Below are 13,302 nucleotides of genomic sequence, written 5' to 3'. Positions count from 1 at the left end.
CGCCGGCCGCTCCCTCCTCGGGGCGGCACCGGCGGCGCCGCCTGTGGTCGTACCGGAACGTGATGTGTCGCTTACCGCGTGCAACACCCGTTGGCATACCTACTGCGGCCGGCGTGAAACATCAACCGGGTGCGTTTGCGTCAGCGGCTGGCGCACGCGGAACGGCCGCACAACCCCCCGTGCCCGCAACGCCGATGGCGCGGCCCCGGGCCGTCCCGGAACCGCGCCACCCCGAGCCACCTGCCCCGCGGTGATCGATACCGCAGGTCAGTGGCCGGTGCCGCAGCAGGACTCGCGCCGCTGCTGGCGGCCCACCTCCAGCCAGTCGGTACCGGCCGCGGAAGCCGAGCGCAGCGCGGGCCCGCCGGGCGCGGGGAAGGCGTCCACCAATGCCCGCTGCTCGTACAGCCGTCCGCCCTTGACCACCGCCGAGGTCCGCACCAGGGTGCTGAAGTCGCTGAACGGATCGCCGTCCACCAGCGTCATGTCGCCCAGCTTGCCGACCTCCAGCGTCCCCAGGTCCCGCTCCGCGCCGAACACCCGGGCCGGCAGCGCGGTCGCCGTCCGCAGTGTCTGACTCACCGTCAGTCCGCCGCGGTGCAGCGCCCGCAGCGCCAGATGCAGGGACAGCCCGACCGCCACCAGCGGCTGGTCGGTGCCCAGCGCGATCAGCCCGCCGCCGCCCAGAATCCGCCGGTAGGCGTCCACTTCGGTCTGGATGTCGGCCAGTTGCGCGGGCGTCGGCCGGTGCCCGGCGCCCTCCCGTACGACCGCGGTGTCCCACGGCGGCATCAGCCTGGTCACCCGCACGTCCTCGGCCAGCGCAGGATCCTCGCCGATCAGCGCGGTCGCCGAGAACGGGGTGGCGAGCATGTGGAAGCCGCCGCCCGTGTAGACCTCCTCGACGTCCTGGTACGCATGTCCGGTGCTGGACACCGCGTGCCCGAACTCCAGCCTCTGGGTGGCTTGGAGATGGGTCGTCAGGTCCTGACCCAGCTGCACGCCCGGGGTGAGCAGATGGCTCCCGGAGCGCACGCCGAGCCGCTCGTGGGCGAACCGCGCGGCCTCCGCCATCACCCAACCCGGCGCCCTGACATAGGTCTTGACGAAGTCCCAGTCCAGCGCCGCGCCACGCTCCAGCGACCGCCGCAGCCCCTCCCGTGTGCGGTGCGCCCGCCCCATGCTGTACGCGACCCGGCCGCCGTCCAGCAGCTCACCGCAGGTCAGCAGCCGCGGCCCGGTGAGCGCCCCGGCGGCCAACGCCTCCCGGAGCCGGGCCTGTTCGTAGGAGAAGCCGCCGCACGAGACGGTGGTGGTGATGCCGTACGCGAGCTGGAGCGCGGTCTGCCGGCCGCCGTAAGTTGTCTGCCAGGGGTGCGTGTGTGCGTCCCAGAAGCCGGGCAGCACGGTCCTCGCCGAGGCGTCCACCCGCCGGGCGGTACCGGCACGCGACGCCCGGTGCGGCTCAATGGCCGTGATCCGCCCCTCCCGTACGACGACGTCGACGTCCTCGCGCACCGCCTCGCCGGTCCCGTCCCAGAACCGGCCCGCGTGCACGACGGTGTCCCGGGCGCGCGACCCGCGGCGCTGCAGGGCGACCGGCACGGTCCGCGCCGGACCGCCGGCCGCCGGGATCAGCCGCAGCTTCCCGGCGGAGAGGTACAGCAGCGTCGCGGAGTCCCCGGACCAGGAGGGATGGTCGGCGCTCTCCTCGGTCAGCTGCCGAGGGGCACCGTCCGGCGTGCCGTCGGGCCGCACCGGCAGCACCCACAGCGCCGACTCGGCGATCAGCGCCAGCTGCCGGCCGTCCGGCGACCAGACCGGGCCGGAGTCGTAGCGGTCGGCGATCGAGACGTGCTCGGCGACCGGGTGCAGCCGGTCCTTGCCGGACTCGGCGTCGACGATCCGGATGACGTTGTAGCCCTCGCGGAACCGGCGGTTGAGCCGGTTGCGGTCGCACAGCGCCAGATAGCGCCCGTCCGGCGACCAGCTGGGCCGGCCCGGCAGCCCGCCCGCGCCCATCGGCGCGGCCAGCACCTTCTCCGTGCCGTCCGCCAGGCTCCGCACGACGAGATTGCCCGACATGTCGAGCGCGGCCAGCCGCCCGCCGTCGGGGGACAGCGCCGGCTGCACCCGCCCGCCGGCCGCCAGCACCGTCTCCGCCCCGGACTCCAGGTCCCGGCGGCGCACCGCGAACAGCCCGTCCCGGTCGTCCGCGTACACCAGCGACCGGCCGTCGCGCGACCAGCTCGGCGCGAGCACATAGCGGGTGGCGTCGGCGGCGGTGATCCGGCGCGGCGCACCGCCTCCCGAAGTGGGCGCCAGCCAGAGGGAGTTGAGCGCCGCGAAGGCGACCTTGCGGCCGTCGGGGGAGAGTGCGGGCAGATGGACCCCGCGCACCGGACCGGCCGCGGTGCGCTCGAAGCCGTAGTCCTTGAGGCGGTAATCGGGGCGGTGCAGCGGCAGCCGGGCGGTGAACGGGATGTGCTCGGCCCGCTCCGGGGTGTCCGGCCGTACGATCCGGAACTGGCCGCCGACCGTCAGCAGCAGCTCGTCGCGCGACACCCACCGCGGCGGCACCGGCTCCACGTCGCCGCCGACCGCGACCGCGGCACCGTCCACCACCAGCGTGCAGGTCGGCCCCGGATAGTCGGTGGTCCGCAGGTACGCCAGCCGGCCGGCCGGGGAGAGCGCCGGCACCATCACCTGCGCCGTGGCGGTCTCGGTGTGCTCGGTGCGCACCGAGCCCCGCCCGTCGGCGGGCACCGACGCGACCGTACGGGACGCCAGCGCGGCGCCGGCCACCTGTCCGCGGACGAAGAAGAGCCGCGAACCGTCCGGCGACCAGCACGGGTCGAAGTCCTCCCAGGCGCCGTCCTGATGGGGACCCTCCTGGCCGGGCAGCCCGGTCACCCGGGTCAGCCGCCCGGTGTCGACCTCCAGCACCCATAACCGGTACGGGCTGCCGCTCACCGCGTCGCCACCGCGCTCCGAGGCGAACGCGATCCGGGTCCCGTCCGGCGACCAGGCGGGCCCGCGGTCGTCCCAGGGGCCGTCGGTCAGCTGCCGGAGGCCGGAGCCGTCGGGGTGCAGCGTCCAGAGGTGGAAGTTGCCGCCCCGGTAGGCGCAGACGGCGATCCGGCGGCCGTCGGGGGAGTGCACCGGACGGGTCGGCTCCAGGTCGGGCGGGGTGAGCGCCACCGCGTCGCCGCCGGTGCGGGGCAGCGACCACAGGACGTTCTGGACCTCGGCGACCAGCCGGTCGCCGGAGGGGGCCAGGGAGGCCGCGCCATTGGTCGCGGCGGTGAAGGAGAGGGCGGCGCCGGACGCGCCGGCGGCGGGCTGCGCCGCCGCGGGCGCCGGGGCGGCGACCCCGGCGAGCCCGGCCGCCGCGGCGGCCGAGGCGGTGCCCTGGAGAAATCTGCGGCGGGACAGTGGCGAACGCCGGATCGGAGCGTCGCCGGAAGGGTCTGCGGTGTCCAACGGTCCTCCTGCGAAAGGGGGTTGCGGCACAGGGCCGACACAGAACCGCCCGATCGTGCCATGCCGCACGGGCCGCGGGCCAACTCCGCCGCGCGCCCCGTGGCGCACCGCCGCCCGGCGGGACAGAGTGGGCGCGACCGACGCCCGCCAGCCCCAGGAGGCAGCGATGCAGCAGGACTTCCACCAGGCCCCCGACGGCGCCCGTATCGCCACCTACACCTGGCTCCCGGAGTCCGGGGCGCCGCGCGCCCTCGTCCAGATCGCCCACGGCGCCGCCGAACACGGCCGCCGCTACGACCGCTTCGCCCGTTTCCTGACCGGCCACGGCTACGCGGTCGTCGCCTCCGACCACCGCGGCCACGGTGCCACCGCCGCCACCACCGGCGGCCTCGGCGTGGTCGGCGAGGACGCCTGGCGGGCGATCGTCGGCGACCTCAAGGGCATCGGCGACCACGCCGCCGCGGCCCACCCCGGCGTCCCGCTCGTCCTCCTCGGCCACAGCATGGGCGCGATGCTGGCCCGCGACTACGCCCAGGAATACGGCGCCGACCTCGCCGGACTGATCCTCACCGGCACCTTCCGCACGCTGCCGGGCCTGGACATCGACGCCGCGTCCGCCGCACTGGAGGCGGAGATCACGGCCCACGGCCGCGCCCACCTCTCGTCCTTCATCCCGCGCACCTTCGGCTTCTTCAACGACGCCTTCCCGCACCGCACCGGCTACGAATGGCTCTCCCGCGACACCGCCGAGGTGGACCGCTACGTGGCCGACGAGCGGTGCGGCTTCCCGTTCTGCGCCGGGCTCGCCCTCGACTGGGTACGGGCCGTCCGCAAGGTCAACGACCCGGCCCACCTCGCCCGCATCCCGCGCGGCCTGCCCGTCCACGTCGCGGTCGGCGACCAGGACCCCTGCCACCAGCGGATGACCCTGGTCCATGAACTCCTGGAGGACTTCCGCTATCTCGGCATCCGCGAGCTGACCTGGCGCGGCTACCCCGGCGCCCGCCACGAGATCCTCAACGAGACCCACCGCGACGAGGTCCAGCGCGATCTGGTCCGCTGGCTCGGCAAGCACGTCTGACCCCGCCGCGGCCGGTCCCCCGGAGGTGTCATGCGCCCAGGAACCCGGTGATGCGGGCCCGCAGGCCCCACGGGTCGAGCCCGTGCCCCGCCAGGTGCTCGTCGAGCCGTCCGTAGCGGCGCAGCTCCCGGCGGCCCACGCCGAGCCCGAGCACCCGGTGCGGCCGGTCGGCGAGCGCGTCGTTGGCGTACCGGGTGGAGGTGCCCGCCAGGTACGGCTCGACCAGCACCACGTCGGCGGCGTCGGCGGCCCCGGCGGCGGCGCGCAGGGTCCGGGCGTCGAAGGGCCGCACGCTCGTCGCGTACAGCACGGTCACGTCCAGGCCCTCGGTGGCGGTCAGCACGTTGTCCAGCATCGGCCCCACGGCGGCCACCACCCCGCGGCGGCCCTGCCGCAGGGTCAGGAACCCGTCCCCGCCCACCGGCCGCGGGGACGCGTTGACCTGGAGGGACAGCCGTACGTAGACCTTGTCGTCGCCGGCCGCCGTGGCCTGCCGGAGCAGGGTCTCGGCCTCGTCCGGGTGGCCGGGAACGTGCACCGTCCAGCCGTCGAGGGTGTCCAGCAGTGCCACGTCGCCCGGTGCCATGTGCGTGAAACCGCCGCTCGGCCAGTCGTAGGAGGCGCCGGCGCTCACCAGGACGCCGCCGGTGCCCTGGTGGCCGAAGTCCAGCTTCAGCTGCTCGAAGGGCCGCTCCACCAGGAAGCTGGCGAAGGTGTGCATGACCGGCCGCAGTCCGGTCAGCGCCAGCCCGCCGCCGACGCCGATGAGCAACTGCTCGCGGATGCCGACGTTGACCACCCGCTCGGGGTGCCGACGGGCCGCGTCGGCGAAGCCGTCCAGGCCGATGTCGGCGAGGACGAGGGCGAGCCGCGGGTCCTCGTCCAGCAGCCGCGAGGTGACCGCGGCGAAACGCTCACGCATGGTGTCCATCACTGAGAACCTCTCGAAGTCGGGGCAAGTCATGGTTGGTGGGGGAAGTCGGGGAAATCGGGGAAGGCGGCGGGGGCCGTCAGAAGACCCGCTTCTCCTTGGGCTCCACGCGGGCCACCACCGCATGCGGACGGCCCGGGTGCGGTGCGCTGAACGCCTCGTACAGCGCCTGGTGGTCGCGGCCGTCCACGGTCGCCGTGGACCAGCCGGCGGCTGTGAACCGGGAGGCGATGCCGCCGTACCAGCCGTGGGTGGCGGAGGAGTTGTCGATGACGAGGGTGTGCAGCCGGTCGAGGCCGGCGGCGCCCGCGAAGGCGAGCGCCTCGTGATTGCTGCCCTCGTCCAGTTCCGCGTCGCCGATCAGCACCCAGACCGCCGGCTCCGGGCGGCCCTGGGCGCGCAGGCCGAGCGCGGTGCCGACGGCCAGCGGCAGCCCGTGCCCGAGCGATCCGCTGCCGATCTCGGCGCCGGGCACCAGCTCCCGGTCGGGGTGGTGGCCGAGCGGCGAATCGTATGCGCCGAAGCCCGGCAGCCAGTCGGTCGGGAAGAAGCCCTTGGCGGCCAGCACCGCGTAGTAGGCCATGGGGCCGTGGCCCTTGGAGAGCAGGAAGCGGTCCCGCCCGGGGTCGGCGGCGGTGGCGGGGGAGACCCGCAGCACCCGGTCGTAGAGGACCCACAGGGCGTCGAGGGTGGAGGTGGCGGCCGGACCGTGCTTCTCATCGCCCGTCATCAGGCCCATGAGGCGGGGCAGTTCGCCGAATCCGATCGGGGTGTCGCCGGTGCGGGCTTCCGGTGTGGTGTCCGTCGCTGTGTTCGTCATGCCGGAAACGGTGCAACCTCAAGCTTGGTCGAGGTCAAGTGGGGGTCGCGGGTCCCCCGCGTCGGCCCGGTGGTCCCGATCGCCGGTGCGGCCGGAGGGCGGTGCGGCCGCTCACCCCGTCCGCCGCCCCTCGTGCCCGGTCCGGCCGGAATGTGGCGACGCGGACCCTCTGACATGGGGTATTGTTCTCGTGCACGACCGGCCGGGGTTTTGGCAGGACGGGCATCGGGACGTGGCGCAGCTTGGTAGCGCACTTGACTGGGGGTCAAGGGGTCGCAGGTTCAAATCCTGTCGTCCCGACTTGTGACAGCACAGGTCGGAAACCGTCTCCTCATCAGAGGAGGCGGTTTTTTCGTCGTCCCCGCCGTATGCGTCGCACCCCGCCGTCCCGGACGCGCCCGCCGTTCCCGGCCCGCTCGCCGTCCCCGCCGTCCCGCGCACCCCTTCCGTCCCTCTTGCCAGGGCTGTCCCGGCGCGCGGCCGTTGCCCGGTCACTCAACTCGTGGTTAAGTCCAGCCGCCCTCACTGTCCGCATATGGACTGGTGCGGCGCGTTCCGGGCATGACAGGATGGAGAGCACGGTTTCCGCGGCCTTAACTGTTCGTTGGGCTCGATCGATGGGACGGTGGCATGGCAGTGGGGGGCGACGGCCGGTCCAAGGGGACGGGGGGCCTGCTCGCGGAACGGCTCAACCACCTCTTCGCGCACATGCACCCGCCCGGCGCGCCGTACACCAACGCCTTCGTGGCCGACGAGATCAGCGGCGGGGCGGCGGAGTACGGCGGGGTCAAGGTCACCGAGCAGTATCTGTCGATGCTGCGCAACGGACGGCGGACGAACCCGAGCCCCGAACTCCTGCGCGCGCTGGCCAAGTTCTTCGCCGTGCCGGTCGGGTATCTGCTGGGTGACCTCTCTCAGCCGCAGGCCGCTCGGGTGGAGGAGGAGGTCCGGTTCCTGGCCGCCATGCGGGACCAGCGGGTGCGGGCCATCGCCCTGCGCTCGGTCGGGCTGCCGCCAGAGGTGCAGGACAGCCTGACGACGATCATCTCCCAGTTCCGCCGGCAGATGAACCTGCCGGCCGAACCGCCGGAGCAGGGTGGTGATCGACGTGGCGAACGGCCCGATACGGACCGCTGAGCACGACCGCATCTTCACTACCTGGCGGCGGGCCGCAGACGAGGACGGGACGAGCATGCGAGTGGGGCGGATACGCAGGCGGTGCAAGCAGCTCATCAAGGAACTGGAGCTGCCCGCCTCGACCGATCTGCGGGGGGTCTGCGACATCGTCGCGGCACGGGTGGAGCGGCCGGTCCACCTGGTGCCGATGAGCCTGGGCGGGGTGGTCTCGGGGATGACCGCCACCACGGACGACGGCTACTGGGTCTTCTACGAACTCAAGACCTCCCCCTGGCACCAGACCCATATCGTGCTGCACGAACTCAGCCACCTGCTGCTCGGGCACGCCCAGGACCCGGCCGTCACCGAAGAGGCGCTGCGGATCTGGACACCGTCCGTCGACGTCGCCACCGCCATGCGGCGGATGGGCCTGACCATGGGCTTCGCCCGGCACCACGGCTATGACAGCCTCGCCGAGCGGGAGACGGAGGTGCTCGGCACGCTCCTGATGGAGCGGGTGGTGCCGTCGGAGGTGGAGCGGGAGGTCCCCCTGGAGGGGCCGGCCGCCGAGGTGGCGGCGGCGCTCGGGCCCGCGCTCCAGCACATCCGGCGCCAGCAGGAGGACGCCGGGCAGGCGGGAGGTACCGGTGTTTGACGTCGTCTACCTCTGCTTCGGAGCCGCCGCCTGGGCGCTCGTGGCGTACAAGTCCGTCGCCTGGTTCCGGGACCGCAGCAACACGGACCTGGGGCTCGCCTGTGTGATGACCGGTGGAGTGGCGACCGTCTTCCTCTTCTCCGCGCCCAGCCTCTACCGGGGATTCGACCGGCTGCTCGGGGTGGCCAACCTCGCCATGGTCTTCCTCTACTCCTCCGTCGTGGTCTTCGCGGCCGGTGCGCTGGTGCTGCTGCTGCGCTGGACGACGGGGGACGCCGAGGCGGCGCGGGCCCGTGCGCGGGTCAGGGCACGGGTGGCGGTCGGGGTGGTGGCCGCGCTCTGGGCGGTGGCCGTCACCGGCTTCGCGGCCGGCCGGCCGGACGCCGTCGAGCACCCCCGCGACTTCAGCACCGCCTACACCGGCGCACCCGGTGTGATGCTCTTCCTGGTGCTGTATCTGGCCATCCTGGGATCGAGCCTGGCGGGCCTGGGGACGCTCTGCCCGCGATACGCCGCCCGGCTCGGCGGATCGTGGCTGGCGCGCGGGCTGCGGGTGCTGGGCGCCGGCTGCTGGCTCGGCCTGGTCTACTGCGCCTGCAAGGTCATCGGCTTCGTCCTGTCCTGGTGCGGGCATCCGGCGCTCTGGCTCTCCAACGGCGTCGCCCCGCTGAGCGCCTCCGTCGCCGCGATCCTGGTCCTGGCCGGATTCTCGCTGCCGGCGGCCGGCCCGCGCGTCGCCGCCTGGCGCCGGCTGCGCCGCCTCTCCCCGCTCTGGCGGACCGTCACCGCGCAGAGCCCCGAGGTCACCATGGACGGCTCGCGGTGGTCGGGCCGCTGGCCGTTCGCCGACCTGGAGTGGCGGGCCAACCGGCAGATGGCCGAGATCCGCGACGTACAGCGCGGGATCCGCCGCCATGTGGAGTCCGACGCGGTCGACATCGTCCTCGAACGGGCCCGCGCGGTCGCGCTGGACGACCGGCAGCTGGCCGCGGTCGCCGAGGCGGCGGCGCTGCGGCGCGGCCTGGAGAACCGAGCGGTGGGCCATGTCCCCGCCCACGGTGCCGACAGCGTCGTGGTCGACGCCGTCCCCACCGGCCGGGAGGGCGCCCGACTCGCCGCCGAATACGAGCACTTGGCGCTGGTCGCGGACGTCTACCGCTCGCCGCTGATCGAGACCGTGCTGACCGAGCTGCGGGAGCGCAGCGCCCGGCCGCGCACCTGATGCGCGGTCGCACAGACGGGGTGGCCCGGTACGGGGGTCCGGGCCGCCCATGCAGCGCGGCGGCACCGGCCCGTACGCCGGTGCCGCCGGCGGGGGTTCAACGCCCTGATCCGGATCCTGCCCGACCCCGAACCATCGGCCAGGCCATAGAGTCGGGAACCATGCAGAACACCGCCGAGACCGGCCCCGACGCCCCCATCGACGTGACGCCCCTCCTCGACGATCCGCACGCCGGTTACGCCGCGCTGCGCGAAGCCGGCCCGGTGCACCGGATCACCGGCGCCGACGGGCGGCCCGCCTGGCTGGTCACCCGCTACGACGACGTCCGCCGCGCGCTGGCCGACCCCCGGCTCTCCCTCGACAAGCGCCATGCCGCGCCCGGCAGTTACCGCGGTTTCGACCTGCCGCCCGCCCTGGACGCCAACCTGATGAACATGGACCCGCCGGACCACACCCGGATCCGCCGCCTGGTGTCCAAGGCGTTCACCCCGGGGCGCGTCCGGGCACTGCGCGCCCCCGTGCAGCGGGTCGCCGACGCACTGCTGGACGCCATGGAGGGGAACGGCCGCGCGGAACTCGTCGCGGACTACGCGGGCCCGCTGCCGATCACCGTCATCTGCGAGCTGCTCGGCATCCCGCAGGACGACCGGCGCGACTTCCTGGCCTGGTCGGACGCCCTCATCACCCCGGACCCCGGCCGGCCGCAGGCGATGAAGGAGGCGATCGGTGCGATGCAGGAGTTCTACACCGGGCTGATCGCGGCCAAGCGCGCCGAGCCCGGCGACGACCTGCTCTCCGACCTGATCGCGGTGCGCGACGAGCCGGAGGACGCTGCCGCCGGCGCGGCCGGCGACCGGCTCACCGAGGACGAACTGACCTCGCTCGCCTTCCTCATCCTCTTCGCCGGCTACGAGAACACCGTCCAGCTCATCGGCAACGCCGTCCTCACGCTGCTCGATCACCCCGTGCAGCTCGCCCAGTTGCGCCGAAATCCAGCCGAACTCCCGGCGGCCGTGGAGGAGTTCCTTCGCTTCGACGGACCGTCTCCGCTGGCGATCCGCCGCTTCCCCGTCGAGGACCTGGACATCGGCGGCGTACGGATCCCGGCGGGCGAGGCGGTGCTGCTGTCGATCGCGTCCGCGAACCGCGACCCGGCCCGGTTCCCCGATCCGGACAGGCTGGACCGGGGCCGGGAGCTCTCCGGGCACCTCGCGCTGGGCCACGGCATCCACTACTGCCTGGGTGCGTCGCTGGCTCGTATGGAGGCGGAGATCGCGCTCGGGGCGCTCATCAATCGCTTCCCGGGGCTGCGGCTGGACGTTCCTCGGGGGGAGTTGCGGCACCGTCGGGCACTTCGGGCACGTGGCCTGATTTCGCTGCCCGTGGCCTGGTAATCCGTAAACGAACACGTTTTTGATGCGTAACCGTTCAGCCATGCGGTAGAAAAGTGCTGTGACCCGCCCGGTGTGCATCCCCCGTCGCACCGGGCGGGTCCTTTGCAGCTGCGCACGGATCCGGTGCGCCGCGCGGATCACGGACCGCATGGCCCGTCTGGCGCATCTGTGCTGCGACTCCCGCGCGCTCTCCATAGCGTGACGACATGGCATCTGACGCGTGTGTGTCCAAGAAGGCCGGTGCGATGGCGCTCACCGCCGTCGCCGTGATGACCCTGACGTCCATACCGGCCCATGCCCACCCCAACCGATCGACCGGCCGCCACCCCGCCCTGGCCGCCGCGGCGCGGGCCGCGGCGCCCGCACGGCGGCGGCGGTTGCCCAGCGGCCTGAGCGCCCTGGCCTGGACGGTCGCCGACGCGGATACCGGGCGCGTGCTGGCGGCCAGGAATCCGCATCGCCAACTCGCCCCGGCCAGCACCCTCAAGACCCTTTTCGCGGTCACCGTCCTGCCGAAGTTCTCCGCCGGCCGGGTCCGCCAGGTCGGCTCCGAAGACCTCGCCGGCCTCGGCGCCGGCAGCAGCGTCGTCGGCGTCCGCCAGGGCGGGCGCTACAGGGTCTCCGACCTGTGGCACGGAGTCTTCCTGCGCTCCGGCAACGACGCGGTGCATGTGCTCGCCTCGATGAACGGCGGCTGGTCGGCCACCGCCCGCGAGATGCAGCAGACCGCCCGGAAGCTGGGCGCCCACGACACCACGGTCAAATCGCCGGACGGCTACGACGAGCCCGGCCAGGTGTCCTCGGCGTACGACCTGACGGTCTTCGCCCGCGCGGGGCTCGCCAACGCCGACTTCGCCCGCTACTGCTCCACCGCCCACGCCAGGTTCCCGGCCGCCGGCGGCGCCACCACCGAGATCGAGAACACCAACCGGATGCTGGTCGGCTCGCACGGCCTGTCCCGCTACCCGGGCATCATCGGCGTCAAGAACGGCTACACCAGCAAGGCCGGCAACACGCTGATCGCCGCCGCCCGGCGCAACGGCCACACCCTGATCGCCACCGTCCTCAACCCGCAGTCCGGCGAGGTCAACGGCGTGTACAAGGAGGCCGGGGCGCTGCTCGACTGGGGCTTCGACGGCGCGGACGAGGCCGATCCGGTCAACCGCTCCTAGCCTCCGACCTCCCTCTCCATGGGACAGGCCCTGGGGGACACGACCCGTCCTCAGGGCCTGCGCAGCCTGGGTGCCGTCCCGGCCGCCGGTACCGGACCGCCCGCGCGGCCGGACGGAGCGTCGCCGAGGCGGTCCGTCAGCTCCCGCACCCAGGCCGTCAGCCCGCCGACGTCGATCCCGTACGGGGCCGTGGCCGCGTACGGGGCGATGCCCGCCGCGCCGCGGACCAGCAGCGCGGTACCGCCGGTGGCGTTGCCGCGGGCCGCATGCGTGAGTCCGACGGCGAGCTGGGCCAGTCCGCGCCACAGCTCACGCTCGGCCTCCGGGGCCGCCTTCCAGGCGTCCTCCAGGACCTCGTGGGCGTGGAACGGCATCCCGGCGTCCAGCAGCCGCTGGGCTTCGGACAGCGACGCCTCCGGCGTACGCGCCACCCCCTCGGGCTGCCGTGCGACGCCCTCGGACCCGTACGGGAGGGGGCGGCCGAGCCCGTCGCGCGGGCGGGCGTTGCGAGCCCGGCCCTGTTCGTCGCGGTCCCGGTGGCGACCGGGGGCGGCGGGCCGGGGCTCGGCGGCGGCTCCGGTGTCCGTGCCGGTCGCTGCGTCCTGCTCCGCGTCCTGCTCTGCTCCGCAGTGGTCGCAGACGGTGCTGCCGGGCCGTTCGCGGATCCGGCCGCAGGCGTCGCAGACCTGGTCCAGCCAGCAGGCGGGGTCGCCGCCCTCGTCGTGACGGGGCGGGCGTCGGGTTTCCTCCGGGTCGCTCACCCTTCGATTGTGCGCCGTCGGGCGGTGGACGCCCTAACCGCGGGCCGTCCCGGCAGATGCCAGCAGAGCCCGGAGGAGCCCGGAAGACCCCGGAAGAGCCCGGAAGAGATCGGAAGGTCCGGGAAGTCGGCCATGTCTGCGTCAGGGGACCCGCGCTCGCTGGCGGGAGGCTTTCCCCGAGGGTCTGCTGCCCGGGGCGAGGCGCGGTGCCGGGAGACACCTCCCGGCGGTAGCCGGGGGAGTATCGCGGGCCCGGCCCCGCCCCACTGGACAGCCGCTAGCCCAACCGCACGTCATAGAAGCAGAGATGGTCCTTGATCTGCGCGACCGCGGCGTGCGGTTCGGGGTAGGCCCAGGCGACGTCCTCGGGGCCGTCGGCGAGCGACCAGTAGGAGGCGGTGCCCTTGAACGGGCAGACGGTGTGGGTCTGAGACGGAGTCAGCAGATCGGTGCGGACATCCTCCGGCGGCAGGTAGTACCGCACCGGGTAGCCGGTTTCGCGGAGCAGCAGCGGACGGCGGCTGTCGGCGAGCAACTGCCCGCCGAGCTCGACCCGGACGCGCTCGGTGCCCTGCTCGATCTCGATGCGGTGGCCCTGAGTGGACATAACCCTGATCTCCGTTCGCCTGTGGGACGCGTGCGGTCTCAGGGTCGCATCCGGGGCGGT

11 protein-coding genes and 1 tRNA gene are annotated in these 13,302 nt (G+C 73.7%); 7 read left to right on the top strand and 5 right to left on the bottom strand.

Features of this window, described 5'->3' with window-relative positions:
• Nucleotides 1–267 precede the first annotated feature (267 nt).
• On the bottom strand, nt 268–3,483 hold the full coding sequence (locus tag GR130_RS26610; RefSeq protein ID WP_159507056.1) for an amidohydrolase family protein: 3,216 nt from the start codon (nt 3,481–3,483) through the stop codon (nt 268–270).
• Between the two features lie 166 nt (nt 3,484–3,649).
• Between GR130_RS26610 and GR130_RS26605 the strand changes: the two genes are divergently transcribed.
• Nucleotides 3,650–4,564 (top strand): alpha/beta fold hydrolase, encoded by a 915-nt coding sequence (locus GR130_RS26605; RefSeq protein ID WP_159507055.1) that lies wholly within the window; start codon nt 3,650–3,652, stop codon nt 4,562–4,564.
• Nucleotides 4,565–4,592: 28 nt separating this feature from the next.
• On the opposite strand, the gene GR130_RS26600 is transcribed toward GR130_RS26605, so the two are convergent.
• A complete protein-coding gene (locus GR130_RS26600; RefSeq protein WP_159507054.1) occupies nt 4,593–5,495 on the bottom strand; it encodes a transketolase family protein in 903 nt (300 codons plus the stop codon).
• 79 nt (nt 5,496–5,574) lie between these two features.
• Nucleotides 5,575–6,315: a transketolase gene (locus tag GR130_RS26595; protein ID WP_159507053.1), complete on the bottom strand. Its 741-nt coding sequence runs from the start codon at nt 6,313–6,315 to the stop codon at nt 5,575–5,577.
• A 226-nt stretch (nt 6,316–6,541) separates the two neighbouring features.
• Between GR130_RS26595 and GR130_RS26590 the strand changes: the two genes are divergently transcribed.
• The 6 genes from GR130_RS26590 to GR130_RS26565 all read left to right on the top strand — a co-directional run bounded on the left by GR130_RS26590 (nt 6,542) and on the right by GR130_RS26565 (nt 11,874).
• Nucleotides 6,542–6,615 (top strand) — tRNA-Pro (locus GR130_RS26590).
• A 330-nt stretch (nt 6,616–6,945) separates the two neighbouring features.
• The gene (locus GR130_RS26585) at nt 6,946–7,452 is read left to right on the top strand and encodes a helix-turn-helix domain-containing protein (RefSeq protein ID WP_159507052.1); all 507 of its coding nucleotides are present in this window, start codon (nt 6,946–6,948) and stop codon (nt 7,450–7,452) included.
• Nucleotides 7,453–7,513: 61 nt separating this feature from the next.
• Nucleotides 7,514–8,086, top strand: a complete 573-nt coding sequence (locus tag GR130_RS26580) for a hypothetical protein (protein WP_159510235.1) — start codon at nt 7,514–7,516, stop codon at nt 8,084–8,086.
• On the top strand, nt 8,079–9,308 hold the full coding sequence (locus GR130_RS26575; RefSeq protein WP_159507051.1) for an MAB_1171c family putative transporter: 1,230 nt from the start codon (nt 8,079–8,081) through the stop codon (nt 9,306–9,308). Before GR130_RS26580 ends, GR130_RS26575 begins: the two co-directional genes overlap by 8 nt.
• Nucleotides 9,309–9,469: 161 nt before the next feature.
• Entirely contained in the window at nt 9,470–10,702 is a 1,233-nt protein-coding gene (locus tag GR130_RS26570; protein ID WP_159507050.1) for a cytochrome P450 family protein, read from the top strand.
• A 206-nt stretch (nt 10,703–10,908) separates the two neighbouring features.
• Nucleotides 10,909–11,874: a D-alanyl-D-alanine carboxypeptidase family protein gene (locus tag GR130_RS26565; RefSeq protein WP_159507049.1), complete on the top strand. Its 966-nt coding sequence runs from the start codon at nt 10,909–10,911 to the stop codon at nt 11,872–11,874.
• A gap of 50 nt (nt 11,875–11,924) precedes the next feature.
• Here GR130_RS26565 and GR130_RS26560 read toward each other — a convergent pair whose 3' ends face one another.
• Together GR130_RS26560 and GR130_RS26555 are read right to left on the bottom strand one after the other, a co-directional pair.
• The gene (locus GR130_RS26560) at nt 11,925–12,539 is read right to left on the bottom strand and encodes a DUF309 domain-containing protein (RefSeq protein WP_443043778.1); all 615 of its coding nucleotides are present in this window, start codon (nt 12,537–12,539) and stop codon (nt 11,925–11,927) included.
• 373 nt (nt 12,540–12,912) lie between these two features.
• Entirely contained in the window at nt 12,913–13,242 is a 330-nt protein-coding gene (locus GR130_RS26555; protein WP_159507048.1) for a DUF427 domain-containing protein, read from the bottom strand.
• Nucleotides 13,243–13,302 lie beyond the last annotated feature (60 nt).

Source organism: Streptomyces sp. GS7, assembly GCF_009834125.1.
Taxonomy (GTDB): Bacteria; Actinomycetota; Actinomycetes; order Streptomycetales; family Streptomycetaceae; genus Streptomyces.
This window is presented reverse-complemented; position numbering and strand designations above follow the sequence as displayed.